The 25,579-nt window shown below is 64.3% G+C and carries 21 protein-coding genes; 8 read left to right on the top strand and 13 right to left on the bottom strand.

Translation table 11 applies throughout. The features are described from left to right. Positions 1-28 precede the first annotated feature (28 nt). The 3 genes from HV675_RS05685 to HV675_RS05675 all read left to right on the top strand — a co-directional run bounded on the left by HV675_RS05685 (position 29) and on the right by HV675_RS05675 (position 3,125). Positions 29-931: a 5'-nucleotidase gene (locus HV675_RS05685; RefSeq protein WP_175109816.1), complete on the top strand. Its 903-nt coding sequence runs from the start codon at positions 29-31 to the stop codon at positions 929-931. Then, complete coding sequence (gene queF / locus HV675_RS05680; RefSeq protein WP_175109815.1) at positions 928-1,752, top strand: NADPH-dependent 7-cyano-7-deazaguanine reductase QueF; 825 nt, start codon at positions 928-930, stop codon at positions 1,750-1,752. The genes HV675_RS05685 and queF overlap by 4 nt, the downstream gene beginning before the upstream one ends. 164 nt (positions 1,753-1,916) lie before the next feature. After that, complete coding sequence (locus tag HV675_RS05675; RefSeq protein ID WP_246270109.1) at positions 1,917-3,125, top strand: cytochrome P450; 1,209 nt, start codon at positions 1,917-1,919, stop codon at positions 3,123-3,125. A gap of 244 nt (positions 3,126-3,369) precedes the next feature. Here the strand turns inward: HV675_RS05675 and HV675_RS05670 are convergent, their stop codons facing one another. After that, positions 3,370-4,530 (bottom strand): NAD-dependent formate dehydrogenase, encoded by a 1,161-nt coding sequence (locus tag HV675_RS05670; protein ID WP_175109814.1) that lies wholly within the window; start codon positions 4,528-4,530, stop codon positions 3,370-3,372. Between the two features lie 291 nt (positions 4,531-4,821). On the opposite strand from HV675_RS05670, the gene HV675_RS05665 reads away from it, so the two are divergent. Continuing rightward, on the top strand, positions 4,822-5,760 hold the full coding sequence (locus tag HV675_RS05665) for an AraC family transcriptional regulator (RefSeq protein WP_175109813.1): 939 nt from the start codon (positions 4,822-4,824) through the stop codon (positions 5,758-5,760). Positions 5,761-5,944: 184 nt separating this feature from the next. Here the strand turns inward: HV675_RS05665 and HV675_RS05660 are convergent, their stop codons facing one another. The 3 genes from HV675_RS05660 to HV675_RS05650 are packed head-to-tail and all read right to left on the bottom strand — an operon-like array spanning position 5,945 to position 8,757. Next, positions 5,945-6,331, bottom strand: a complete 387-nt coding sequence (locus HV675_RS05660) for a RidA family protein (RefSeq protein WP_175109812.1) — start codon at positions 6,329-6,331, stop codon at positions 5,945-5,947. Between the two features lie 32 nt (positions 6,332-6,363). Continuing rightward, a complete protein-coding gene (locus HV675_RS05655) occupies positions 6,364-7,863 on the bottom strand; it encodes an N-acyl-D-amino-acid deacylase family protein (protein WP_175109811.1) in 1,500 nt (499 codons plus the stop codon). Positions 7,864-7,866: 3 nt separating this feature from the next. Continuing rightward, positions 7,867-8,757, bottom strand: coding sequence for a MurR/RpiR family transcriptional regulator (locus HV675_RS05650; protein WP_175109810.1), 891 nt, complete (start codon positions 8,755-8,757; stop codon positions 7,867-7,869). A 184-nt stretch (positions 8,758-8,941) separates the two neighbouring features. On the opposite strand from HV675_RS05650, the gene HV675_RS05645 reads away from it, so the two are divergent. Continuing rightward, positions 8,942-10,219 (top strand): amino acid deaminase, encoded by a 1,278-nt coding sequence (locus HV675_RS05645; protein ID WP_175109809.1) that lies wholly within the window; start codon positions 8,942-8,944, stop codon positions 10,217-10,219. Positions 10,220-10,345: 126 nt separating this feature from the next. On the opposite strand, the gene HV675_RS05640 is transcribed toward HV675_RS05645, so the two are convergent. After that, positions 10,346-10,810: a MarR family winged helix-turn-helix transcriptional regulator gene (locus HV675_RS05640; protein WP_175109808.1), complete on the bottom strand. Its 465-nt coding sequence runs from the start codon at positions 10,808-10,810 to the stop codon at positions 10,346-10,348. 36 nt (positions 10,811-10,846) lie between these two features. Then, positions 10,847-12,442 (bottom strand): MFS transporter, encoded by a 1,596-nt coding sequence (locus HV675_RS05635; protein WP_175109807.1) that lies wholly within the window; start codon positions 12,440-12,442, stop codon positions 10,847-10,849. A gap of 148 nt (positions 12,443-12,590) precedes the next feature. Between HV675_RS05635 and HV675_RS05630 the strand changes: the two genes are divergently transcribed. Then, the gene (locus HV675_RS05630; protein ID WP_175109806.1) at positions 12,591-13,424 is read left to right on the top strand and encodes an EcsC family protein; all 834 of its coding nucleotides are present in this window, start codon (positions 12,591-12,593) and stop codon (positions 13,422-13,424) included. On the opposite strand, the gene HV675_RS05625 is transcribed toward HV675_RS05630, so the two are convergent. The 7 genes from HV675_RS05625 to HV675_RS05595 all read right to left on the bottom strand — a co-directional run bounded on the left by HV675_RS05625 (position 13,394) and on the right by HV675_RS05595 (position 22,431). Beyond that, positions 13,394-14,362 carry an alpha/beta hydrolase gene (locus HV675_RS05625; protein ID WP_175109805.1) on the bottom strand — a complete coding sequence of 323 codons (969 nt, stop codon included), beginning with the start codon at positions 14,360-14,362 and terminating at the stop codon, positions 13,394-13,396. The two genes, HV675_RS05630 and HV675_RS05625, sit on opposite strands and share 31 nt — an antisense overlap. 308 nt (positions 14,363-14,670) lie before the next feature. Beyond that, complete coding sequence (locus tag HV675_RS05620; protein ID WP_175109804.1) at positions 14,671-15,105, bottom strand: CHRD domain-containing protein; 435 nt, start codon at positions 15,103-15,105, stop codon at positions 14,671-14,673. A gap of 96 nt (positions 15,106-15,201) precedes the next feature. Next, positions 15,202-19,104 (bottom strand): ATP-binding protein, encoded by a 3,903-nt coding sequence (locus HV675_RS05615; RefSeq protein ID WP_377700456.1) that lies wholly within the window; start codon positions 19,102-19,104, stop codon positions 15,202-15,204. A gap of 29 nt (positions 19,105-19,133) precedes the next feature. Beyond that, on the bottom strand, positions 19,134-19,886 hold the full coding sequence (aqpZ, locus tag HV675_RS05610) for an aquaporin Z (RefSeq protein WP_175109803.1): 753 nt from the start codon (positions 19,884-19,886) through the stop codon (positions 19,134-19,136). Positions 19,887-20,127: 241 nt separating this feature from the next. After that, complete coding sequence (locus tag HV675_RS05605) at positions 20,128-20,769, bottom strand: response regulator (RefSeq protein WP_175109802.1); 642 nt, start codon at positions 20,767-20,769, stop codon at positions 20,128-20,130. A gap of 192 nt (positions 20,770-20,961) precedes the next feature. Then, positions 20,962-21,642, bottom strand: coding sequence for a response regulator (locus HV675_RS05600; RefSeq protein WP_175109801.1), 681 nt, complete (start codon positions 21,640-21,642; stop codon positions 20,962-20,964). A 156-nt stretch (positions 21,643-21,798) separates the two neighbouring features. Next, the gene (locus HV675_RS05595) at positions 21,799-22,431 is read right to left on the bottom strand and encodes a response regulator (protein WP_175109983.1); all 633 of its coding nucleotides are present in this window, start codon (positions 22,429-22,431) and stop codon (positions 21,799-21,801) included. A gap of 877 nt (positions 22,432-23,308) precedes the next feature. Between HV675_RS05595 and HV675_RS05590 the strand changes: the two genes are divergently transcribed. After that, positions 23,309-24,232: a hypothetical protein gene (locus HV675_RS05590; RefSeq protein WP_175109800.1), complete on the top strand. Its 924-nt coding sequence runs from the start codon at positions 23,309-23,311 to the stop codon at positions 24,230-24,232. Between the two features lie 505 nt (positions 24,233-24,737). Then, on the top strand, positions 24,738-25,373 hold the full coding sequence (locus tag HV675_RS05585; protein ID WP_175109981.1) for a c-type cytochrome: 636 nt from the start codon (positions 24,738-24,740) through the stop codon (positions 25,371-25,373). Positions 25,374-25,579 lie beyond the last annotated feature (206 nt).

Genomic DNA, 25,579 nt, shown 5'->3' with positions numbered 1-25,579 from the left:
ATCGCAAACCGGCTCGAACGACTTCATTATGGCTTTCACGCTCGAAGACAAACTGGTAGTGGCGATTTCGTCGCGCGCGCTGTTCGACTTCGAGGAGGAGAACCGCGTGTATGAGGAAGGCGACCTGCGCGCGTACGAAGCGCTGCAGCGCTCGCGCCTCGATGTGCCCGCGAAGCCCGGCGTCGCATTCCCGCTGATCCGCAAGCTGCTCGCGCTGAATGCAGGCGCACGGCGCGTCGAAGTCGTCATTCTGTCGCGCAGCGATCCGATCAGCGGGCTGCGCGCGTTCAGCTCCGCCCGCGAGCATGGCCTGGCGATCGAGCGCGGCGTGTTCACGCGTGGACGCGCGCCGTTCGGGTATCTGCAACCGCTCAACGCATCGCTGTTTCTTTCCGCGAATCGGGATGACGTGCGCGACGCGCTCGCGGCCGGCTTTCCCGCCGCGCGCGTGCTGCCCGAATCGGCGCGCATGGCGAGCAAGTATCCGCACGAAATCCGCATCGCGTTCGATGGCGACGCGGTGCTATTCTCGGACGAAGCGGAACGCGTGTTTCAGCGGAACGGGTTGCAGGCGTTCGTCGGTCACGAGATCGACAACCGCAATTTGCCGCTTGCCGACGGGCCGCTCAAGCCGCTGCTCGAAGCGCTGCACCGGCTGCAAAATCTCGCGGACGCCGCCGCGCCGATGCGGATTCGCACCGCGCTCGTCACCGCACGCTCCGCGCCTGCGCATGAGCGCGCAATCCGCACGCTGATGGCCTGGAACATCGAAATCGACGAAGCGATGTTTCTCGGCGGCCTCGAAAAAGGCGCATTTCTGCGCGAGTTCGAGCCCGACTTTTTCTTCGACGATCAAATTCGCCACTGCGAATCGGCCCGCGACGTCACCGCGACCGGGCATGTCGTCAGTGGCATCGTGAATGCATCATGACACCCGATCAATCTCCGCTCGGCAAACCGTCCACCTATACCGAACAGTACGACGCATCGCTGCTCTTCCCGATTGCGCGAGGCGCCGCGCGCGAGCAGATCGGCATCGTCGCGCGCCTGCCGTTCTTCGGCACCGATATCTGGAACGCGTACGAACTGTCGTGGCTCAATACCCGCGGCAAGCCGCAGATCGCGATCGCGACGTTCTATGTGCCGGCCGATTCGCCGAATATCGTCGAGTCGAAATCGTTCAAGCTCTATCTCGGTTCGTTCGCACACACAACGTTCGACTCGATCGACATCGTGCGCGATACGATCAAACGCGACGTGTCCGCCTGCTGCGGCGCAAGCGTTTCCGTGCATCTGTACGGCCCTGCGGAATTCGGCAAGCTCGCGCTCGAGGAATTCGACGGGCTGTCGCTCGACCGGCTCGATCTCGACACGGACATTTACCAGCCCGACGCGTCGCTGCTGAAGGCGGCGCACGGCGAAGCGCCGGTCGAGGAAACGCTGTATTCGAACCTGCTGAAATCGAATTGCCCGGTGACCGGTCAACCCGACTGGGGCAGTGTGCAGATTCACTACGTCGGTCCGCAAATCGATCAGGCGTCGCTGTTGCGCTACATCATTTCCTATCGGAATCACACCGGCTTTCATGAACAGTGCGTCGAGAAAATGTTCGTCGATGTGCTGAACGCCTGCCAGCCCGTGAAGCTTGCGATTTACGCGCGCTATACGCGGCGCGGCGGCCTCGACATCAATCCGTTCCGCACGAACTTCAATGTGCCGATGCCGGACAATCTGCGCACCGCACGACAGTAGCCAATCGCGAAGCCAGTCACGCAATCGTCCGGCTGCCTTTCCTGCACGCGCACGGCGGCGCGTCATCGGTCATGAGCGTGCCCCGATTCATCCATCATTGCCCGAGGAATACAGTTGACCGACGGGTGTTGTCATCGATGTCGGTGCGTATGCACCTCAATCCGATGAGTACGCCGATGAAGCTCGCCGATTTCCGCACCCCTTCGTTTTTCGAGAACCCTTACCCGCTGTACGAACAACTGCGCGCCGCAGGCCCGTTCGCGACGATCGGGCCGAAGCAGCTGGCGAGCGGACATTACGAGATCGTCGACAAGCTGTTGCACGATCGCCGCGCGGGCAAGGACTACCTGCATAGCGTGCAGTTGCGTTACGGCGAGGAGGTCGCGCGGCGGCCGCTGTTCCAGAAAGCGAACGCCAGCTTTATCCTGATGAATCCGCCGGAACACACGCGCCTGCGCAGCCTGATGATGCAGGCATTCAACGCGCGGCAGATCGAAGCGATACGCGACACGGCGCGCGAAACGGCAGACCGGCTGATCGACGCATTCATCTCCGAAGGGACCGTGGACCTGCTGTCCGGCTATGCGTTGCGGCTGCCCGTCGAAATCATTTGCCGGATGCTGAACGTGCCGCTTGCGGATGCCGCCTTGATGGCCGGCGCGAGCGTCCAGGTGGTGCGCCTGCTCGACGTCGCCCCGTTGCCGCTCGACCAGTTGAACGTGGTGAGCGCGCAGTATGACGTGCTGGACCGGTATTTCACCGACCTCGTGAACGCACGCCGCGCGCAACCCGGCGACGACCTTGTTTCGGCATTGATCAACGCGGAGGAAAACGGCGAAAAGCTGTCCACCGAGGAAATCGTCGCGAACGTGATCCTGCTGTTCGTCGCCGGGCACGAAACCACGGCGAATATGCTCTGCAATGCGCTGATCGCGCTGCACCGTCATCCGGAACAACTGGCGCGCCTGAAGCGCGACCCGACGCGGATACCGAAGGCCGTGCTCGAGTGTTTGCGCTACGACTCGTCCGTGCAGATGGCGCCGCGTGTCGTAATGGCGGACATCGAGATTGCGGGCACGACCGTGCCGCACGGCACGGTGCTGCTGCTGATGCTCGGCGCGGCGAATCGCGACGCGTCGAAGTTCAGGAGCCCGGAGCGGCTCGATATCGGTCGCGACGACGCACGGCCGATATCGTTCGCCGCCGGCATTCATCATTGCCTCGGCTACCGGCTCGCGTTGCTGGAGCTCGAAATCGGGCTCGAAACGCTGCTCACCCGTCTGCCGGCGCTCACGCTTACGAATCTCGACAACCTGCATTGGCAACAGCGCAGCAATCTGCGCGGTGTCGAATCGCTGACGGCGAGCTGGTAACCCGCGTCGCCACGCACCCGCCGGGCACCCCCGGCGAGAGCCGGCCCGCGCCTTATCGACGCCGGCACACAGTGTCCGCCCATTCTGGCGCGCACACCGCATGCCGGTTTCCCCCGCGGCCGGGCCGGCGACACGTAGAGTCGCACGGACCCGGCGCAAAAACTATCGGGCAGCGTCGAATCGCTTGCAGGACATTTCTGACACGGCCGCAGGCATCGCAATGGAACGCGATGCGAGTCGCGTTTCAGTCCAGCTTGTATGACCCTGCGCCCGTCCCCGCGAGATTGCCGCCGTCGACAATCAGGTACTCCGAACGGATCGGCCGCTTGTCGAAGAAGCATTGCAGAATCTCGAGCGTGCCGGACGCATAGCGATATTGCGCGGACAGCGAGGTGCCCGAGATATGCGGCGTCATGCCTTCGTACGGCATGCGGCGCCACGGATGATCGACCGGCGCCGGCTGCGGATACCAGACGTCGCCCGCGTAGCCGGCGAGCTTGCCCGATTCGAGCGCCCGCACCACCGCATCGCGATCGCACAGCTTGCCGCGCGCCGTGTTGATCAGGTAGCTGCCGCGCTTCATCAGGTCGAACATCTTGTCGTCGAACATATGCTCGGTCGACGGATACAGCGGCATCTGCAGGTTGACGACATCGCATACCTTGACGAGCGACATCGGCGTCTCGTGGTACGTCGCGTTCAGTTCCTTTTCAATCTCCGGCGACAGGCGGTGCGGATCGTAATAGTGCAGATGCACGTCGAACGGCTTCATCCGGCGCAACACGGCGAGACCGATGCGGCCCGCGGCGATCGTGCCGAAGTGCATCCCTTCGACGTCGTAGCTGCGGCTCACGCAATCGGCAATGTTCCAGCCGCCGTTGGCCGCGTACTGATGCGACGGCAGATAGTTGCGGACCAGCGAAAGCGTCATCATCACGACGTGCTCCGCGACGCTGATGCTGTTCGAGAACGTCACTTCGGCAACCGTTACGCCATGCTTCGCGGCGGCTTTCAGATCGACGTGATCGGAACCGATGCCGGCCGTGAGCGCAAGCTTGAGCTTCTTCGCCTTCGCGAGGCGCTCGGCCGTCAGATACGCGGGCCAGAACGGCTGCGAGATGACGATGTCGGCGTCGGGCAGATGCCGGTCGAAGGTCGAATCGGCGCCGTCCTTATCGCTGGTCACCACCAGTTCATGGCCGTGGCTTTCGAGGTACTTGCGCAGACCGAGCTCGCCCGATACGCAACCGACCAGTTCGCCCGGCTTGAAGCCGAGCGGACCTTCCGGCGACGGCACGGTCTGCCCGTTCGGATAGCCCTTGATGTCCGGCACGTTGTTGCGCGCGTACTTCGGCGGATAGCCGGTAACCGGGTCCGGATAGAGCACGCATAAGACTTTGGCCATTCTTCTCTCCTAAAGGTCACAGATGTCTTGTCAGTGCCGACTGCACTGCCCGATCAGTCTGCGGGCAGGCATGGAGCGATTGATTTCGGATTCGCACGGTTGGCCGCCAGACACGTCGGACTGCGTTCCCGCATACGGGCAAACGCTAATTTCCCGCATGCCGGGTGAAACTAGCGTTATATTTCGCCGTATATCTCGCTATGCCGGCCGCCGTAGCTTTTACCGCATCGTTCGCCCGTCTTTTACCGCATCGTTCACCACAAGCTGGCCAGTTGGACAGGAGACCGTTTCATGCAGACCGATGGCAGGCACGCCAACGCATTCCAGGCGCGTGCGTCGTTACAGCAGGTATTGGCGGATGAGCACGCGTGGCGAGAAATTCCGCACTGCACAAACGAGGCGGCGAAGAGCGATGTCGTGATCGGGCACTGGACCGACGAGCGCGTCGTGCGCCGTGAACTGACCGCGCCGATGTCCGAGCAGCACTACACGGTGAGCATCCTGCTCGGCAAGGCCACCGTCGACTGCTACAAGAACGGCCGTCTGCTCGATCGCGGCACGGGCGGCATGGGCGGCGTGCAATTGACCGCGCCCGGCGAACAGGTGACATGCAGTTTCCGCGGGGCCAATGAGGCGATTCATCTATTTCTGCCGAGCGAACTCGTCGAATCCGAATACGGCAGTCTGCGCACGAATGCGTCGGCGCTACGGCTCGAGGACCCCGCCTTTCGCGTCGACCCCGCACTGGTGCCGATCGCGCGCTCGCTCGCGGCAACGCGCGACGATGCACGTCGGGACAATGTCGTGTCGATCGACGGGATGGTGCAAGGCATTCTGCATCACGTGCTGTCGCGCTATGCGCACGAGCGGCCGGGCGCATCGGAAACACACGGACTGTCGGAGCCGCGTTTGCGACGCGTGATCGACTATATCGACGCGAATCTCGCCGAACCGGTCACGCTGCACGATATCGCGCGGCAGGCGGGATTGAGCCGCATGCATTTTGCGGCGCAATTCAGGCTTGCGACGGGTCGCACGCCGCATGCGTTCTTGCGGGCAAGACGCATTGAACGCGCGAAGGCGCTGCTGATGCGCGGTCTGCCGATCGTGGATGTCGCGCTTGCGGTGGGATTTCAGGGGCAGGCGCACTTTACCGCGGTGTTCAAGGAACTGGATGGTTTGTCGCCGGGACGGTGGCGTGAGCATCAGGAGAGTCTCGGTCGCGCATGACGGGCTCCGTGATGATTGTTGCGATCCATTGTTTAGGTATGCAGGCGTTCGAGCGGACGGATGACGGACGAATTCGCGTATCAGCGCTGATTCATTCATCGGCGCGTCGGCGAAATACGCGAATCCGCTTGCCGACTAACGGTTCGTCACCCGAGTCTCCCTCGTATGCGAACACCCACCACGCTCAACGCTTCACCGCCTTATACGCAACACAATCCACTTCAACCTTGCAATCGATCACCATGCTCGACACCACGCACGCGCGCGCAGGCGGATGCTCGCCGAAGTACTCGCGAAACACCTTGTTGAACGAAGCGAAGTCGCGCGGATCGTCGAGCCACACGCCGCAGCGCACGACATGCTCGGCGCCGTAGCCGGCCTCTTTCAGAATGGCAAACACGTTCTGCAGCGCCTTGTGCGACTGCTCGACAATCCCGCCGTTGATCACTTCGCCGTTTTGCATCGGCGTCTGTCCGGACACATACAGCCAGCCGTCCGCTTCGACTGCCCGCGCAAACGGCATATGCTGACCGCCCGTGCCCTTACCGCCTTCCACGCCATAACGCTTCATCTTTCGCTCCCTGTCTGGTCATCAGATTCGATTCAGAAATCGTGTTGCGCGTCATGCGCCGCGCGGTCGCCCGTCGCGGGCCGCGCACCGCGCGCCACAAAACGACCGGCGCGCTCGCCGGTCGGCGCACCGTCGCGATACGACAGCACGCCGCTCACCCACACCGCTTCAATGCCGTCGGCTGCCTGCTGCGGCTTGTCGAAGGTCGCCGCGTCGCGCACACGCGCCGGGTCGAACAGCACCAGATCGGCGTGATAGCCGACCTGCACTTCGCCACGCTGCGTCAACCCGAAGCGACGCGCAGACAGGCTCGTCATCTTGCGCACCGCCTCTTCGAGCGGAATCAGCCGCTGGTCGCGCGCATAGTGGCCGAGCACGCGCGGAAATGCGCCCCATAAACGCGGATGCGGCAACGGATCGTTCGGCAAACCGTCGGAACCGATCATCGTCGCCGGGTGCGACAGGATGCGCCGCACGTCGTCTTCGGACATGTTGTGATACACGGCGCCCGCCGGCTGCAGGCGCTGTGCGGCTTCCTGCTGCGTGACGCCCCATTCGTCCGCGATGTCCCTGATCAGTTTGCCCGCCATGGCCGGATGCGGCGTCGACCAGGTGACGGTAATGTCGATGTCGCCGGTCACCTGCTTCAGGTCGAGCGTCGACGAACTGCGGCTGTACGGGTAGCAGTCGCAGCCGATCGGCTGCATGCGCCGCGCGCCTTCCAGCGATTCAAGCACTTCGGCGCTGCGTCCCCAGTTGGTCGGCCCCGCGCACTTCAGATGCGAAATCACCACGGGCACGCGCGCATGGCGGCCGATCCGGTATGCCTCGTCCATCGCGTCGAGAATCGCGTCGAACTCGGTGCGCATATGCGTCGTGTACAGCGCGCCCGCCTCGGCAAGCGGCGCCGCGAGCGCCATCACCTCTTCGGTCGGCGCCGCGAACGCGGCGCCATATGCAAGCCCCGAGCTGAGTCCGAGTGCGCCGTGCGCCAACGCTTCAGTCAGTTGCGCACGCATCTGTTCGATCTCCTGCGGTGTCGCCGCGCGATCGAGCCGGTCCATCTGATTGTTGCGCAATGCCGTGTGACCGATCAGCGCCGCGACGTTGACCGCCGGCCGCGCCGCATTCACCGCATCGACATACGCGGCGAAGGTCGGATAGCTGAACGCGTCGCGCGTGCCGAGCAGATTCATCGGGTCCGGCGGATCGCCTTTCAGCGTAACCGGCGAAGCACTGATTCCGCAGTTGCCGACAATCACCGTCGTCACGCCCTGCGTGATCTTCGGCAGCATCTGCGGCGCGCGGATCACATGCGTGTCGTCGTGCGTATGGACGTCGATAAAGCCCGGTGCGAGCGCGTGGCCGTTCGCTTCGATTACCTCTTCGGCCAGCCAGTTCGACAGATTGCCGATGGCCACGATACGGCCGTCGCGCACGGCGACATCGCGTTCGACCGGCGGCACGCCGGTGCCGTCGTAAAGCTGCGCGGCTACGATCAGCGTATCCGCGGCTTCAGGATGCGAATGCATGGATCAGTCTCCTATCGGTTGACGATCGCCGCCGCCGCGATGCGCGTCGAGCACATGTTTCATACGGCGCAGCAACTCGCGGCTTTCATCGCCCTGACTGACCGCGAGTTCGGTGACGAGCACGTCGATGGCCATCAGCATCGCGTAACGCGATGACGACGGCTTGTAGATGAAATCGGTTTCGAACGCCACGATCGGAATCAGCCAGTCCGCGAGTTTCGCGAGCGGCGACGCGGGTGCGGTCAATGCGATCAGCGTCGCGCCATAACCGTGCGCGAGCCGGCAGCTATCGACCATGTCGGGCACCCGCCCGGTTGCCGACAACGCGATCACGACGCAATCGCGCGACACGGTGCTCGCCACCATCCGCTGCAGCAATCCATCCTGATACGTGGCGACCGGCCGCCCGAGACGCACCAGCCTGAACCGCATTTCGTCGGCGAGCGCGGTGGAGCCGCCGCCCATGCCGTACACGTAAATCATGCGGGCGGCGCGCAGCGCGGCGGCCGCATCGGCAAGCGGCGCCTGCAGCAGCAGTTGATGATGATGCGTCAGCGTGGTTTGCACTTCATCGAACACGCGTGTCGCGATATGCTCTTGCGCAGCGTCCGGTGCGCCGCGCGGCAGAAAGCGCTGACCGACCGCCGCCGCCTGCGCGAGCCGCAGCTTCAGCTCGCGCACGTCGCGGCAGCCGACGGCTTTCGCAAAGCGCGTCACGGTCGCGATGCTGACGTCCGCGCGCTGCGCCAGTTCGCCGATGCTCGCGTGCGACGCGCTCGTCAGATCGTCGAGAATCAGCGCGGCGACCTTGCGTTCGGCCGCGCGCAACTCGGGTGCGCATTCAGCAATGCGCGCGACGATGTCGAAGGCGAGCGGTTCGGCGCTAGAGTTCATTGAAGTCCGCCATTGGCCGCACCGGCCGTGGCAAGCAGGACGCGAGCCGCGATACGGCGGAAAACGCCGCGCGGCGCGCAGGCAGTGCGTTGGTAATAAATAACATTTCGTTGAGCATCGTACTTTCTGTAACATGACGAAGTCAACTTTGCCGCGATACAACCGCGCGATGGAGTAGCACGCAATGAAAGTTACAAACTATCAAGGACCGACAATCGATCCGTTCAGCAAAGGTCTCGGCAATGTCCCGGGAACCAGCATTCAGCTCACCGACGCGGGCCGCCTCGAATGGAACCTGCTCGACGAAGACGTGAGCCTGCCGGCCGCCGTGCTGTACGCGGATCGCATCGAGCACAACCTGAAGTGGATGCAGGCGTTCGTCGCCGAATACGGCGTGAAGCTCGCGCCGCACGGCAAGACCACGATGGCGCCGCACCTCTTTCGCCGTCAGCTCGAAACCGGCGCATGGGGCATCACGCTTGCCACCGCGCATCAGGTGCGCGCCGCGTATCACGGCGGGGTATCGCGCGTGCTGATGGCCAATCAGCTGGTCGGCAAGCGCAATATGTTGATGGTCGCCGAACTGCTGAGTGATCCGGACTTCGAGTTCTACTGTCTGGTCGATTCGGTCGCGGGCGTCGAACAACTCGGCAAGTTCTTCGGCTCCGTACGCAAGCAGCTGAACGTGCTGATCGAGCTCGGCGTGCCGGGCGGCCGCACCGGGGTGCGCAATGGCGAACAGCTCAAAGCGGTGCTCGATGCGATCGCACACTATCCGGATTCGCTGCAGCTTGCCGGCATCGAGCTGTATGAAGGCATCTTGAAGGAAGAGCACGAGGTGCGCGCATTTCTACGCGCCGCGGTCGAGACCACGCGCGCGCTGCTCAATGCGGGCCGCTTCGCGCGCAAGCCGGCCATTCTGTCCGGCGCGGGCTCCGCGTGGTACGACGTCGTCGCCGAGGAATTCGCGCAAGCCGCCGACGCGAGCCAGATCGAAATCGTGCTGCGTCCGGGCTGCTATCTGACGCATGACGTCGGTGTCTATCGCAAGGCGCAGACCGACATTCTGGCGCGCAACCCGGTCGCGAAGAAAATGGGCGAAGCCCTGCTGCCCGCGTTGCAGTTGTGGGCGTACGTGCAGTCCATTCCCGAGCCGGACCGCGCGATCATCGGCTTCGGCAAACGCGATGCCGCGTTCGATTCAGGCATGCCGGAACCCGCGCGCCACTTTCGGCCGGGCCACACCACACCGCGCGACGTCAAGGCAAGCGAAGGTTGGGAAGTGTTCACCATGATGGATCAGCATGCTTACATGCGGATTCCGGCAGGTGCGGACCTGAAAGTCGGCGATATGATCGCGTTCGACATTTCGCATCCGTGTCTGACTTTCGACAAGTGGCGTCAGGTGCTGGTCGTCGACCGGTCGTATCACGTGACGGAAGTGATCGAAACGTTCTTTTGACCGCGCCGTCCATAAAGCAACGGCGGCATCGCTGCCGCCGTCTTTTTGCCTGAATCCGTTCGCCAGGGTTGGTTCGCCCGGATCCGTTCGATCCGCTTCGTTCGCGCTCTTCAGCGCATCGACGCGTCAACGCCCCGCTTCGGCCTCGCGCGCCGGTACGCCCACGGCGACCTCCGCGATGCGCGCTTCAAGCATCCCCAACGCGCTCGACAACGCCGCGAGCGCATCCTCGGGCAATCCCGCCAAAGTCTCGTGCAGGAACGCATTGCGGCTCGGCAGGCTCGCTTCGATCGCCGCACGGCCCGCATCGGTGAGCTGCACGTTCGTTACGCGATTGTCGCGTTCGTCCATACTGCGTGCGATCCAGCCGAGCGCTTCGAGCAGTTTCAGTTGCCGCGTGAGCGCGCCAGGGTCGACGCGCAGCCGTTCGACGAGTCGCTTTTGCGACGACTCGCCTTCCTGCTCGTGCAGCGCGAGCAGAATCCGCCAGCGCGGCATCGGGTGACCCACTTGCGCCTCGAACGCCGACATAAACGCGCGATACGTGCGGCCGAACTGATGAAGGATCGCGATCCGGTCCTGTTCTTCCATGAGATTGCCACCCGGCTCAAGTCGTCAATACGTGAATCACTCGGCGGCGACCGTCGGTTCGAGCTTGCGCGACAGCTTCACCGGCGGCACGCGCCGGCTCTGCCAGATCGACACAACCGCGACCACCGTCGCGATCGCCAGACCCATGTGAATCGCGCCCACCAGCGACGTGCGCGCGGCTTCGAGCAATGCCGCGCCGCTATGGCCCGCGCGCGTCAGCTGGTCGAGCAGATGCGCCTGCGCGCCGCGATCGATCAGGATCTGCGGATCGCCGAGGTCCGCATACCAGTGCCCCGCGTGGTCGCGCTCGAGCGCATTGCGCACACCGCTCGCATACATTTGCGTGACGAGCGTGCCGGTGATCGCCGTGCCGATCATCCCGCCGATCATGCGCAGCGATTGCAGCAGCGCGGTCGCAATGCCGAAGTGTTCGCGGCCCGCGGTCTGCTGCGCGAAGATCGTCAGGTTCGGCAGCACGAAGCCAAGACCCAGCCCCGCGAGCACCATCAGCAGCATCAACAGCGCGTGCGGCATCGTGCGGGTCGCGATCGCCACGCCGCAACACGCGACGGCCAGCAGCACACATCCTATATACAGCATCGTATTCGGATGACGGATACGCGAAACGACCCGTCCATTCGCGATGCTGCCGATTGTGATGAACACGACGAGCGGTGTGATCACGAGTCCCGCTTCGTTCGGCGACATGCCGAAACCGCCCTGGAACAGCAGCGGCGCGTAGAAGAGGATGGAGAACATCGAGAAGCCGGCAAGTACGGCAAGCACGAAGAGCGCGTTAAGACTCCTGTTCTGGAACATATCGACGGGAAGAATGGCTTGCGCAAAGCGCTTCTCCCACTGCCACAATGCATACGACGACGCGACGCTGACCGCGAGCAACGCGCCCGACGACCCGTTGAAGCCGTGTTTCGACAGCCGTTCGACAAAGAGTTGCAAGCTGCCGAGCGCGAGCGCGATAAGCAGCGCGCCGGGCCAGTCGAGGCGCATCTTGCCCTTGTGAACGACGTGCCGCAAATGCGGCAGATAGCGCCAGACGAAGAACAGCGAAATCAGACCAACCGGAAGGTTGACGTAAAACACCGAACGCCAGCCGCAATACTGCGTAAGGAAACCGCCGAGCGACGGGCCGACCGCATTCGCAATGCCGAACGCGGTGCTCATCAGCACCTGCCAGCGCAGACGCACGACCGAATCGGGAAAGAGGTCCGGGATGCACGCGAACGCGGTGCCGACCAGCATGCCGCCGCCGATGCCCTGCAAGCCGCGCGCAATGACCAGAAACAGCATGCTGTTCGCCGCGCCGCATAGCACGGATGCGCCGGTGAACACGATGATCGACGCGATCAGAAACGGCTTGCGGCCGTAATAATCGCCCAGCCTGCCGAAGATCGGCACGGTGATCACCGACGTCAACAGGTACGCGGTCGCGACCCACGCGTACAGCTCGAAGCCGCGCAGTTCGGCGACGATGGTCGGCAGCGCGGTGCCGACGACGGTCTGATCGAGCGCGACCAGCATGGAAACGAACGAAACGCCGAGCATCGCCAGCAGCGATTCCCGGAAGGGTAAGACTTGCCCACTCGAATGGTGAGCGGCGGTGTGAACGGCCATTTTTTGTCGACACAACAGTTGACAAGTCAACGATATGGAATCATACCATGGACCCGGGCTCTAACCTTGCAGGAGCCTGCCCGCGGCGCGACGCGGATAGCACACGCGACGGTCATCCGGCCGCCGCGACGCGAGCTTGAGGAGTTTCATGGACCCGATTTCGTCAGAAGAACCCACCCTGTCACCCGACGACCTGGACGCGCTGCGGCGCGCCAAGCACGAGCTCGAAAGCCCGGCGCTTGCGATGAAGCTCGCGAGCATCGTCGGGGCGCCGCTCGAAAAACTGATTGCGCGCATGCCGGCCGCGGCCAACGAAAAGATCAACGACGCAACGCAAACGGCGCTGCGCAAATGCCTGCAAATCGCGTTGCGCACATTGGGCCGCGCGGTGCCGCTCGCGGCAAACGACAAGCCGAGCAATCTGCTGCACAAGTTCGCGGTCGCCACGACCGGCGCGGCGGGCGGCGCATTCGGCCTGTTCGCATTGCCGGTCGAGCTGCCGGTCACGACGACGCTGATGTTCCGCTCGATCTGCGATATTGCGCGCAGCGAAGGCGAAGACCTCGCGTCGATCGACACGCAGCTGCAATGCCTGACGGTGCTCGGCATGGGCGGCACGTCGAAAGCGGACGACGACGCCGATTACGGCTACTTCATCATGCGTGGCGCACTCGCACAGGCGGTGTCGAAGGCGTCGTCGGAAATGGCGACGAAGGGATTCACGTCACATGGGTCGGCCGCGTTGCTGCGGCTCTTGAACACGATCGCGTCGCGCTTCTCGGCGCAGGTCAGCGAACAGGTCGCCGCAAAATCGATTCCGGCGATCGGCGCGGTGCTCGGTGCGATGGTCAATACCGTGTTTATGGACCACTTCCAGCATGTCGCGCATGGACACTTCACGGTGCGCCGGCTCGAGCGGCGTTACGGACTGGACGCGGTGCAGGCCGCGTATCAGACCATCGAGGTCGCGCTCGATCGCTGAGTGTCGCCGCGTACCGGCGTCACGCGGCGCACGAAAGCCGCGGCATCATCGAGCGCGCGTCGCGCTTCGGGCAGAAACGGCGTCCACAATTGCCACCCGTGCGGCATCTTCGGCCAGACCTGCAGTTCGACCGCGACGCCCGCCTGCGTCGCGCGCGCGGCGACCCGGCGCGCATCGTCGAGCAGCACCTCGGTGCTGCCCACCTGAATAAACAACGGCGGCAGGTCGCGCATGTCCGCGTACAACGGCGACGCGTGCGGATGCGTCGCGGACGCCTCGCCCAGATACAGCTTTGCTGCGCGCGCAATCGACGGGCCGCTGAACATCGGGTCCGCACCGTCGTTCGTGCTGAGCGACGCACCGGTTGCGGCGAGATCGGTCCACGGTGAGAACAGCACCGCGCCGGCCGGCAGCGGGTCGCCGGCGTCGCGCAAGGCGACCAGCGTCGCGAGCGCGAGGCCGCCGCCTGCCGAGTCGCCGGCCAGCACAACGGTTTGCGGCAGCGCGCCCGCCGCGATCAGTCGGCGGTATGCCGCGAGCGCATCGTCGAGCGCCGCCGGGAAGCGGTGTTCGGGTGCAAGCCGGTAGTCGAGCGAGAAAAGACGCGCGCTCGCGCGGGTCGCAAGACCGAACGACACGGCGCGATGCGTGCTCGGCGAGCAGAAGTAGTAGCCGCCACCGTGCATGTACAGGATGGTCGGAATGGCCGGAATATGCGCGGCGCTCACCGTGCCTTCAGGATCGAGCCATTCGCCGCGCAACGGCCAGTCGCGCTCGCCGTATTGCTCGCGCAGTTGCCAGCCCCGGGGCACGCGCGGCGACCACGCGCGTCGCGCGGTCAGCGCCCGCGCATGCTCGGCGCTGATCTCGAGGCGCCGCGTATGAGGCAGGAACTGCCGGCGCAGGAACCAGCAAGCCAGTGCGCTTTGCCAACTCATCGGAACACGCTCCGTCGACGGTCATCGACACATGGTACGTGTATTCGCGCTGATGGTTCGACGCTGGAGGTCAGTCAGGAAAACGGAAAGGCCGGCGAAACGTAGTTCGTCTGCCGGCTTCGAGTTCTGACGATACGCTGTTCGGTGTGCGAGCCACGCGCGACGTTCGGTGCATCGACGCCGCGCTGGCTATGTGGCCGGTTGTCGCCGGATTCGATCTGCTGGCCGCGGTTTGCCAGCCGCGGTTTGCCAGCCGCGGTTGCCAGTCTCAGTTGCCAGTCTCAGTTGCCAGCCTCGGTTCGCGATCCTCAGTTCGCCGGCATCACCTGGCCGCGAATCTCGCCCATCGGATTCTGTGCAGTGTGGATGTTGAAGTACCACTGGCCGGCCAACAGGTCCGTCACCTGCTGTTCCGTGAGCGTCGAGGCGCCCTTGATCGGAGTCGGCAGCGCCTTTTTGTCGATTGGAATCACAATGCCCGCGTTCTGTCCGACCGGCGCCGGGCCATGAAAGTGCGCGGCGGTGGCCGGTCCGGACAAGCCTTCGTACGTCACGGTCCATTGCAGCGACTTCATCGCCGTATCGAAGGTCGCGTTCAGCATGCCGTGGCCGTGGCTCACACGCGGCGGCACCTCGCTCGACGGTTCGAGATCCGCCGTCAACGCAACGGTCTCCGCGAACGCGGCGCTCGATGCGAACGCGAGCACTATCGCAGCCAGCTTCAACTTACGTATTGCGATCATGACTTTCTCCGAATTCACTACGGTACGTTGCGAACACATACTAGTTGAATTCGAAGTCACGCACATGGCAGTGCCGCGCGCCTTCACCGCGGGACGCTACGGCAGCAGCGCCGCCTGTCCTTCGATACCGTCGAGCATCGCGTTGCACTTGCGAACGAGTGCAAGGCCGTCTGCGCGCAGACGCTCGGGTTCGCTATCCGCCATGCCGAGGCGATACTCTTCGAGCACACTGAAAAGCGGCGGGTATTGCAGCACGCCGACCGCGCCGGCGACGCGATGATGCCATGCACGCAATGCCACGAGGTCCGGTTCCTCGAGCAGCGGCGGCAGCGCGCGCACATCGTCGCGCACCGACGAGATGAACGAATCGAGCAACGCTTTCACCGTCGACTCGCTGCCCCATATCCGCGTCAGATGCGCGAGGTCGACGGGTACGAATGGCGCGGCAACGCGGCTCTCGGACTGCGCCGCCGGCGGACTGAAAACACGCTCGGCCGGCGGCCCGTCATCGCGCAGCGCTCGACGCGCATCCGCACCGCCCGCGTCCTGCGCCGGATGACGATTGCCATCCGCCGCCATCCAGCGGCTCAGGTGTTCACGCAAGGTCGCGAGGCGGGTCGGCTTGATCAGACAGTCGTCCATGCCCGCATCGCGGCACGCTTTCAGGTCCTCGGGCGCCGTGTTCGCGGTAATGCCGATGATCGGCAGCCTTGATGCGCTGCCTGCGCCATCTGTACCATCTGCGCCGTTCGCTTGTGCTTCTTTTTCGCGCACCCGGCTGGCCAGTTCGTATCCCGAAAGATTCGGCATATGGCAATCGGTGATCAGAAAACCGTAGCTGCCGCATTCGAGCGCCTGCAACGCCTCTTCGCCATCGTTCACCACGTCGCACGCGAAACCGAGCAACGCCAGTTGATGCCGGATCAATTCCTGATTCACCGGATGGTCTTCGGCGACCAGCACGAGACGGCCGCTCGCGATCGCGCGTTCCCGGTCGGGCAGCGTCAGTTGCGCGACCGGCGCGCCGCGCGCAGGCGCGGGCTTCGGCGCGAGGCCGGTCAGCGCGGCCGCGCACGCGGCGCCGAGACCGCGCCACGAGATCGGGTTGATGCTGACGCGCACGGAATCGTCGACGATCCGGTAGCCGGTCGGCTTCGGTTTTTCGGTGAGACGAATCACGCGTGAATGCGGCAACGCATGCGCCGGCAAGTCGAAGCCTTCGCCGACGAACACCAGATCGAACGCGGCCAGCGTCTGCGGCTCACGCAATTCCGGCGCGCCGGACGATGCCGCGCGCAATTCGATGCCCAGCGCCGCGCCGAAATGCAGCAGCGCCTGCTGGACCTGCGTGTCCGCCACCGCGACAAGGCCGCGCTTGCCGCGTAAGCCGCCCACCGTGTAGCGGCGCGAATCGACCGGCATCAGCAGTTGCAGCGTCATGCGCGTGCCGACCTCGGGCGTACTGGCGAGCTCGAGCGTCCCGCCCATCAGATCGACCAGCTTGCGGCAGATCGTGAGTCCGAGGCCCGTGCCGCCGAAGCGGCGCGTGGTCGACGTCTCCGCCTGCACGAACGGCTCGAACAGACGCGCCTGCACGTCGGGCGCAATGCCGATACCGGTGTCTTCGACGATGATCTGGATGGTCTGACCGGCGTCGGTCTCCTGCATCACCGCAACGTGCACATCGACCTCGCCCGACGGCGTGAACTTGATCGCGTTGCCGAGCAGATTGAAGAGAATCTGCCGCAAGCGCACGCTGTCGCCCCGCACCCGCGCCGCTACCCGCGGCTCGATGTCGACGCGCATTTTCAGGCCTTTTTCATGCGCGCGCGCGGCGAGCAGTCCGACCGCCGTATCGACCAGATCGCGCAAATCGAGCGGCTCGGTTTCGATGGTGAGCCGCCCTGCTTCGATCTTCGAATAGTCGAGCAGATCGTCGAGAATCTGCAGCAGCGCGCCCGCCGATTCGTGAATCATCCGCAGCATCTCGCCCTGGTCGGCGTCGAGGCGCGTGCGTTCGAGTACTTCGACGAGCCCGAGCACGCCGTTCATCGGCGTGCGGATCTCGTGGCTCATCATCGCGAGGAAGTCGTCTTTCGCGCGCGACGCGGCTTCGGCGAGATCGCGGGCGCGCGCAAGTTCGTCGGAGCGCAGCCGCTCCGCGCTCGCATCGACCCAATAGCCGCTCCAGACCGTGCCGCCGTCCGCCTCGCGGCGCGGCACGAGTTCCGCGCGCACCCAGCGCGAATCGTCGATGCTCATCATCCGGAATTCGACATGGATCGGTTCCGACGTGTTTGCGGAACGCTCGAGCGCGGCCATCACGCGCGGCCGGTCTTCCGCACAGACGCGGCCGAAGTTCACCGCGCCGCCGCGCATCAGCGTGCCGCTATCGCGCACGAGCCAGTACTTCGTGTCGCCGCCGATATACGGGAACGAGTACGCGCCATCCGGCGCGCGACGCAACTGGAACACCACCGCGGGCAGCGAGCGGGTGACGTCGAACAGGCGCCGCTCGGTTTCGCGCGCGAGCATCTCGGCGCGGCGAATGTCGGTGATGTCGACGAGCGTGCCGAGCACGCATGACGGCGCGCCGTCGACACCTTCGCAGATGCACACCGAGAAGAATCCGTGCCGGTGATAACCGGCGTGATCGGCGAACTGCAGCTCGGCCTCCGCACGCTCGCCGGTCGCGAGCGAATGTTGCATCAATTGCTCGAGACGAACGCTGTTTTGCGCGCCCCACGCGTGCACGTCGGTGCTGGTCCGGCCGATCACCGCCGCGCGGCGCAATCCGGACAGCCGCTCGAACGCCTGATTCACCGCGATATAGCGGCCCTTCAGATCTTTCGCGACGAGTGGGTACGGCACCATTTCCATCATCGTCTGCTGAAAGTTCAGCTGGGCTGCAAGTTCGCGCTCGGTCTGCTCGCGACGCCGCACTTCCCGTTGCAGCAGTGAATACGCGCGCAACGTCACCAGCAACGTGACGCCGATGCCGATCAGGAGCGGCAACAGACGCAACGCCGTCACGGTCGGATTGCCGTTCGTCCGCGCGCCGCCCGCCAGCACCGCGGAGGCCGGATGCTGCGCCACCGCGCCGGCGATCCAGCGCGTGCGGATCGCCGTGGCCTGCGCGGGCGGCAACGCCGCGAGCGCGCGATTGAGTTCATCGCGCCACGCACTCCGGCCGCGCGGCACCGCAAAGCGCAACTCGCTGCGGCGCCGCTCTTCGAATACCACTTTGAGCGCGGTGAATTCAGGCGTGGCGAGGTAATGCTGCACCGCCGGCGTGTAGCCGAAGTAGATGTCGTCGTCACCTCGTTCGAGCGCGCGCAGCGCCGACGCCGTGTCTTCGAACGCATCGATCTGCGCGCGCGGAAAACGCTCGTGCAACACGCCCTCGAGCAGAAACCCGCGCTCGACCGCCACCCGCACATCGCCGTTTTGCACGCGATCCGATGCATCGACGTCGCTTGCGCGCGCAACCACGGATGTCGATGCATCGAAATACGGCGCGGAAAACGCCACGCAGTGCTCGCGTTCCGGCGTGCGCGCGAGGCTCATCAACACGTCGACCTGATTCGCGCAGGCCGCGGCCAGCAGTTGCGGCATGTCCGCGAAGGTCTTCACGTCGAATTCGACATCGGGGCCGGCAAGCGCACGCAGGTAGTCGACGCTCAATCCGGTCAGCTCGCCCTGGTCGAACTCTTCGAATGGCGACCAGCCGCTCGCGAGCACGCCGATGATCATTCGGCGCGGCAGCGCGTGATCGGCACGCACATCGGGTGATGAGACCGCCTTCGTTGCTGCAGGTGCTGCAGGTGCTGCGGTTGCTGCAGGTACGGCGGGCGCGGCGGGTACGACAGGCGTGGCAAACAGCATCCGGTAGACGCTGAACGCGGCGACAAGAATCAGCGCGCGCAGCGCCCAGCGCCGCAATGAACGACCGGTGGCGCGGTAGAAGCCGGCGCGCGGCGGGTGATTCTTTTGCTTCATGCCGCGCACGCTTTGCCGATGCCGCCGCATCAGCGCAGATCGCGGGGCGCGGCCCCGGCGTTGCGCCAGTCGATCGCGGCGACGGTGTCGCGGCCCATCAACGGGTACGCCAGACCGGCGAGCAGGCCGCCCGCCATCGGCGCGGCCCAGAAGAGCCACAACTGATCGAGCGCCCAGTCGCCGACGAAAAGCGCGACTGCAGTGGAGCGCGCCGGGTTGACCGACGCGTTGGTCACCGGCGTTGCAATCAGATAGATCAGCGCGAAGCAGGCGCCGACCACGAGCGGCGCGAACGAAGCCGACGCCTTGCGCGTTGACATCGCGAGATGCACGAAGACGAATACGAACGACATCGCGAATTCGACCGCGAGTGCGGCATGCAGCCGATAGTCGGATGGCGAATGATCGTCGTAGCCGTTCGCGCCGAAGGTGCTCGAACTCAACTCGAAGCCCGGGCGCCCGCTCGCGACATAAGCGAGCAGCGCAGCGCCGACCAGCGCGCCGATCAATTGCGCCGCGATGTACGGCAAAAGATCACGCACCGGAAAGCGCTGCGCGGTTGCGAACCCGACTGTCACCGCGGGATTGAAATGCGCGCCGGACACGCGTCCGAGCACCGCCATGGCCGTCGTCAACGCCAGACCGAACGCAAACGGCACTTCGAGCACACCCCAGCCTTGCTGCACCGCGCCCGCGTTCAGCACCGCGCTGCCGCAACCGACGAACACCACCCAGGCCGTACCGGCGCCTTCGACCACCAACCGTTTACCCAGGCTTGCCATTGCGATTTCCGTCCATGCATCACGTGTCGACAAAGGCCAGCCTGCGATGGCGAACCTTCAGAATCGCGCCACTCGCACGTCGTTGTGCATGACAGATCCTTCCCGGGCGCGGCGCGTCCGGCGAGGCGGGCGCGACCGCAAATTGTCGAATCAATACCCGGCGACGTTAATCGGACTATTCTTAAATGAGCGAATCGCTGAACACGCACTACCTGTTACCGCACGATCGCTGCTTCAGTCATCAAGTCAAACCGATCTGCCGCGCGTACGCGATCAGGCTGTTTTCGGTTTCGAGTCCGAGCTTGCGCATCGCATTGCGTTTCTGCGTGCTGATCGTCTTGCCGCTGCGCGACAGCCGCGCCGCGATCTGCTGGATCGTCATGCCTTGCGCGTACATCCGGAACACCTCCCATTCGCGCGCGCTCAATACCGCGGCCCCCGGTTGCGGCGCGGCGGCCTCGCCGATCGCCTTGCGCGCGTGGCTGGAGAGAAAGCGGCGGCCCGCATACGCCGCGTCGACTGCGGCAATCAGCGAAGCGGCCGCGTCGCGTTTGTCGACGATCGCCGCGATGCCCATCTGCAGCAGGCCGGCTAGCGTTCTCGGCTGATGGATCATGGTCAGGATGACGACCGGCAGATGCGGCATGGCGCGCAGCGTGCGCCGCAGAAACAGGATCGCATTGCTCTCGCCGTCGATGCCCGGCATGCCGATGTCGGATACGACCAGATCGCACGGACAGGTGTCGAGCAGTTCGGCGAGCCCGAGCGTATCGTGCGCGACGCCGACCACGGACATATGCGGGACGTTATCGAGCAGGCACCTCACGCCCGCGCGGACACAGCTGTGATCATCGGCCACGATGATCCGGATAGTCTGATTCATGTTCTTTTTGTGTGACTGTGGACAGCCCCCGCGCACTGCGCTTCCCCGGGATCTGTGCCACCTGGTGTGCCTGCCTCCCGTCGCACGGCGATGGGCCTGCTGTCCGGCGCCGCACCGCGAACGGCAGTCGACGGTGCGGACGAACCGCAGGCGCAACGCGGCAACGGTCCATGCGCGCGGACCGCGCGCGGCCTACGGACGGTCGCCGGAGACGACGCCGTGTTCGACGGCGAACCTGAAGAGGTCCGCGTCGCTGTGCAGCGACAGCTTGCGCATCGCCGTGCACTTCTGCGCGCTGATCGTCTTGACGCTGCGGCCCAGCCGCGCCGCGATCTCGGTGACGCCGAGACCCGACGCGTAATGCGTGAGGACTTCCAGTTCGCGCCGCGACAGCATCTGCCTCACGTAGTCGAGCCGGCGCGCGATGGTTGCGTCCGCAAGCAGTGTGCGGATCGCCGGTCCGAGATAGCACTCGTGTGCGAGCGCCGTGATGATCGCCACGTGGATCAGGTCGATGCGGTCCCGCTTGCTGACCACCGCGCCCACGCCGAGCGCGATGACTTTCTGCAAGGCCTCCGCTTCGGTTTCCATCGTCAGGACCACGAGCACCACTTCGGGAAAGCGCGTCCGGAACTGGCGAACCATGTCGAGACCGTCGCCGTTCGAGCCGCCGGGCATATACAGATCCATCACGACCAGATCGCACGACACTCGCCCCGCTTCGGCGAACAACTGCGAGGAATCTGTCGCGCGTCCCACAATTTCCATGTTGGGATACGTCGACATCAGATTCTCGATCGCCAGCAGCACGAGCGGATGATCATCGGCGATGATCGTTCGGACTGGCGCGGTAATGTCGTTCCTGGCATTCATTGAAAGAGCTCCTTTGATCCGTGTCCTAAGGCCAAATGACGGAGCGTTGGCTGGATCCGGCGAGAATTGAGCATTTATCGCCAGACAGACATAAGATTGCTCCGAAATAGCAATGAGAAAACGCGAAAACACATTCGATGGTTAATTGATATGGCATCACGTCAGCCCGTGCGCGCGGACAAAAGCAAAGAGCCCGGGATCGTTGCTGACGCCAAGCTTTGCCATTGCATCGCGCTTTTGCCGGCTGACCGTGCGTACGTCGCGACCGAAGTGCTGCGCGATCTCGGAGATCGAATGGCCGCGCACGAACATCCGCAGCACCTCGGTCTGACGCGGCGACAGTTCGCGCATCGGCGACATGCCGAGCGTCTCGCCGCTGGCGTTGGAGAGCGCCTCGAGCACCGAGCGGCTGACATGCGAGCGTCCGGCGCCTGCCGCGCGAATCGCGGCGGCGAGTTCGTCCATCGACTCGATCTTGTTCAGCATGCCGAGCACACCTGTGGCCATGATCGAACGCAGAATGGCCGCATTGGTCAGGCTCGTCAGCACGACGATGCGCACCTGCGGCCAGTGGCTGCGGATACGCCGGATCAGCCGCAGACCGTCTTCGGCGTCGCCGGACTCGTTCGGCATGGCGAGGTCGGTCACGAGCACGTCGCAGGCGGTGGCATGCATTACCTCGAACAGCGACGACGGACTGGTTGCCTCGCCGACCACGCGCACGTCGCCCTGAGCGGCGAGCGTGGCCTGAATGCCCAGCAGAACGAATGGATGGTCGTCGGCCAGAATGACGCGTAGCTTCACGGATGCTCCCTCGGTATTTGTTTGTTGTGTGTGCTGCCGACGCGCTTCGTCCACACCGGTTGGCGAGCGAGGGGTCGACAGAGATTGCGGCCTATCGGACTTTCGGCCACCGGACTTTCGGCCACCGGACTTTCGGCCACCGGGCTTTCGGCCAGCGGCCTTTCGGGCGGCGGCCTTTCGGGCAGCGGAGCCGGCGGCCGGGTGCGGGCGATTGCGGGGACACGCGCGACCACGGAGCGCACACGAACAAAAGTGCTTGCGACTGATTGCGCTTACGGACCAATAGGGGGCGGCAAAAAAGCGTGTGGGAATCGGAGTCAAAACATGATGCTTAAATATTGAGAACCAGAAGACTCCGATTCGTCAAAGATTCGAAAGAAACATTAAAATAACCGATCAGGATTACCAAGTTAACCAATTTAATTTCATTGTCCAAATTTTCCTTTTTATTCGAAGGAACGTCTGAAAAATCATGGTGATTCTTCTGAAACAATCTGTCACCCATATGGAAGAAATCTGGAGAAACAAGACGCAGCGGCCGATCGTCTCGTCGATTCCTACTAATCCCTCAGTTGATACGCGTATGGAATAGGCACCAATCTGCACGCCCGAGCTCACTGTGGCAAAGTGTCGGCAATTAAGCGATCAACATCAGGTTCGTCTTAGTTGATGGATTGTTAAATAAGACAAACCTTTGCAATACCTTGCTTTCGGCTTAATCCCCAATGGGGAGGAAGTGCCGCTGTCCCGTTCGATGCCAACCGACTTTGACGTTTCTTTTGCTTTGCTGACACGCCGGGCGACACGCTCCGGACTGCTCCGCCTGCTCGGCCCGCTGCTGGTTGCGGCCGGCGCTTGCCACATGCAGCGCGCGAGCGCACAGGAGTTCGCGCTGTTTGGCGGCGCGCTCACCGGCACGGGGACGCACACCTATTCGTGGGCGTTCGACTACCAGGAAGGACTGGGCAAGTACGCGGCGCTCGGCATCACATGGCTCAACGAGGGGCACCTGCCCGCCCACCATCGGGACGGCCCGAGCGTGCAGTTGTGGGGACGCCTGCCGCTCGAGAACCGGCGCTTCGTGCTGTCGGCCGGCGTCGGACCGTATCGTTATTCCGATACCACCAACGGCGGCCCGGACGGGTTCATGAACGACCACGGCGTCGGCGCATTGATGAGCGTGCGGGCCGCGTACTACACATCGGATCGCTGGATCATGCAGGTGCAACTGAATCGCGTGCAGATCAGCGGCGGTCCGAACACGACAGGCGTGCTGTTCGGCATCGGCTATCAGCTCGACGCGCCTGACGAACCGGGACCGCGCGACCGCCCGCTTGCGCGCACCGACCGCGTCACGGGTAACGAATTCACCGTACTCGCCGGGGAGACGATCAAGAACAGTCTCAATTCGGAATCGGGCTTCTCGACGAGCGTCGAATACCGGCGCGGCCTTTTCAAGTATGTCGACTGGACCGCGAGCTACATGCACGAAAACGTCCCGGCGGCGGTGCGGCGCAACGGGCTTGCATCGCAGCTGTGGCTCACGCGCGCGTTCTTCAACGAACATCTGACGCTTGCAGCGGGAGTGGGCCCGTACTACGCAATCGACACGTTCAATGGGCCGGGCTCCGCCGGCATCAAAGGCACCATCTCCGGGCTCATCTCGCTTTCCGCGAGTTACCGGCTAAGCAAACACTGGCTCACCCGCGTCACGTGGAACCGCGTGGTCACGCGCACGAGCCTCGACGCGGACCTGATCCAGGCCGGCATTGGCTATCGGTTCTGATTATTGCACCGGCCTTCGCGTGCGCCTTCGTGCGCGCCGGGAGCCCACTGCGGCGAACCGGGCAAGCCGCCGACGAGCGCGGCGATGCCAGGCGCGTGGGAGCCCCGCGGCGGCGTACGCCGGCGCGCCGGAGCAAGCGGGTCCCCCATGCGCGCTCGGCATTCGCGGCCGCTCGCAGGAACACAAACATGTCATGCACATGACGGCGCCCGCCAATTACCTCGCACTTGTTCGACATGGATCAACTAACCTTCGTTGAAAGCAGCATCGATGACACGTATGATGTTCCGAACTCGCAGTAGCAGTCCTGCGCAATGCGCGGGGCGTGCGCATGGGTAAGCAACAAAAATTCACAGCAAGAAGCCAACCCTAACTTCCTACGAGGCTCGTCGTGCGTCGCGGAATTGTCGGCATATCGGTCGTGCTTTTCCTCTGCCTCGTGCTAGCCGACGCGGCCTTTCCTGCTGCCGCTGCCGAGACGGACAGCCCGGCGGCAACCGCGAGCATGCCCGCCTCGATGCCTTCCGCAATGGACGAACGGATGCATGCGTGCACCACCTGTCACGGCGTGCAGGGCCAAGGCCGCAACAACGATTACTTTCCTCGCATCGCCGGCAAACCCGCAGACTATCTGTTCAACCAGTTGATCGCATTTCGCGACGGCGGCCGCACCTATCCGCCGATGGGCTATCTGCTCGCGTTTCTGCCCGACCCTTACCTGCATAAGATCGCCGAATATTTCGCCGCGCTGCAGCCGCCCTACCCGAATGCGGATACGCAGCCGCTGCCCGCCGACGTGCTCGACTACGGCAAGAAGCTCGTGATGCAAGGCGACCCGTCGCGCCAGCTGCCCGCGTGCGCGGCCTGTCACGGCGCGCGGCTCACCGGAACGCAGCCCGGCATTCCCGGCCTGCTCGGCCTGCACGCGAGCTATATCGTCGGGCAGATGGGCACCTGGCGCTCGGGCACGCGTCACGCAATCGCCCCCGATTGCATGCATACGATCGCCGTCAAGCTCACCGACCGGGACATCACCGCGGTATCGGGTTGGCTCGCGCGGCAGCCCCGGCCGAACGATCCAACGCCCGCGCCGAAGCAAACCGGCCGGCTGCCGATGGCATGCGGGAGTCAACCGGAATGAAGCCGATCTTCCAACCCGCTGACGCGAAGCCGCGAGTAACCCGATCATTCGTGGCCCGCTCGTTCATGACGCGCTCGTTCATGACTCGCGCCGTCCTCACCTTCGCCGTACTCGCCTGCGCGGCCGGCGTCGCGCGCGCACCGTTCGTGCATACCGCGCACGCCGCCGAATCCGCGGCGCCGGGCGCAGCGGCGGCGAGCCCGGCC

Origin of the sequence: Paraburkholderia solisilvae (genome assembly GCF_902859875.1) — a bacterium.
GTDB lineage: Bacteria > Pseudomonadota > Gammaproteobacteria > Burkholderiales > Burkholderiaceae > Paraburkholderia > Paraburkholderia solisilvae.
Note: the sequence above shows the minus strand (reverse complement) of the source record. Positions and strands in the feature narration are given on the sequence as shown.

Coding starts and splice junctions, on each gene's coding strand:
- HV675_RS05685 (WP_175109816.1), top strand. CDS start 29: ATGGCTTTCACGCTCGAAGACAAACTGGTAGTGGCGATTTCGTCGCGC.
- queF (WP_175109815.1), top strand. CDS start 928: ATGACACCCGATCAATCTCCGCTCGGCAAACCGTCCACCTATACCGAA.
- HV675_RS05675 (WP_246270109.1), top strand. CDS start 1,917: ATGAGTACGCCGATGAAGCTCGCCGATTTCCGCACCCCTTCGTTTTTC.
- HV675_RS05670 (WP_175109814.1), bottom strand. CDS start 4,530: ATGGCCAAAGTCTTATGCGTGCTCTATCCGGACCCGGTTACCGGCTAT.
- HV675_RS05665 (WP_175109813.1), top strand. CDS start 4,822: ATGCAGACCGATGGCAGGCACGCCAACGCATTCCAGGCGCGTGCGTCG.
- HV675_RS05660 (WP_175109812.1), bottom strand. CDS start 6,331: ATGAAGCGTTATGGCGTGGAAGGCGGTAAGGGCACGGGCGGTCAGCAT.
- HV675_RS05655 (WP_175109811.1), bottom strand. CDS start 7,863: ATGCATTCGCATCCTGAAGCCGCGGATACGCTGATCGTAGCCGCGCAG.
- HV675_RS05650 (WP_175109810.1), bottom strand. CDS start 8,757: ATGAACTCTAGCGCCGAACCGCTCGCCTTCGACATCGTCGCGCGCATT.
- HV675_RS05645 (WP_175109809.1), top strand. CDS start 8,942: ATGAAAGTTACAAACTATCAAGGACCGACAATCGATCCGTTCAGCAAA.
- HV675_RS05640 (WP_175109808.1), bottom strand. CDS start 10,810: ATGGAAGAACAGGACCGGATCGCGATCCTTCATCAGTTCGGCCGCACG.
- HV675_RS05635 (WP_175109807.1), bottom strand. CDS start 12,442: ATGGCCGTTCACACCGCCGCTCACCATTCGAGTGGGCAAGTCTTACCC.
- HV675_RS05630 (WP_175109806.1), top strand. CDS start 12,591: ATGGACCCGATTTCGTCAGAAGAACCCACCCTGTCACCCGACGACCTG.
- HV675_RS05625 (WP_175109805.1), bottom strand. CDS start 14,362: ATGAGTTGGCAAAGCGCACTGGCTTGCTGGTTCCTGCGCCGGCAGTTC.
- HV675_RS05620 (WP_175109804.1), bottom strand. CDS start 15,105: ATGATCGCAATACGTAAGTTGAAGCTGGCTGCGATAGTGCTCGCGTTC.
- HV675_RS05615 (WP_377700456.1), bottom strand. CDS start 19,104: ATGAAGCAAAAGAATCACCCGCCGCGCGCCGGCTTCTACCGCGCCACC.
- aqpZ (WP_175109803.1), bottom strand. CDS start 19,886: ATGGCAAGCCTGGGTAAACGGTTGGTGGTCGAAGGCGCCGGTACGGCC.
- HV675_RS05605 (WP_175109802.1), bottom strand. CDS start 20,769: ATGAATCAGACTATCCGGATCATCGTGGCCGATGATCACAGCTGTGTC.
- HV675_RS05600 (WP_175109801.1), bottom strand. CDS start 21,642: ATGAATGCCAGGAACGACATTACCGCGCCAGTCCGAACGATCATCGCC.
- HV675_RS05590 (WP_175109800.1), top strand. CDS start 23,309: ATGCAGCGCGCGAGCGCACAGGAGTTCGCGCTGTTTGGCGGCGCGCTC.
- HV675_RS05585 (WP_175109981.1), top strand. CDS start 24,738: ATGCCCGCCTCGATGCCTTCCGCAATGGACGAACGGATGCATGCGTGC.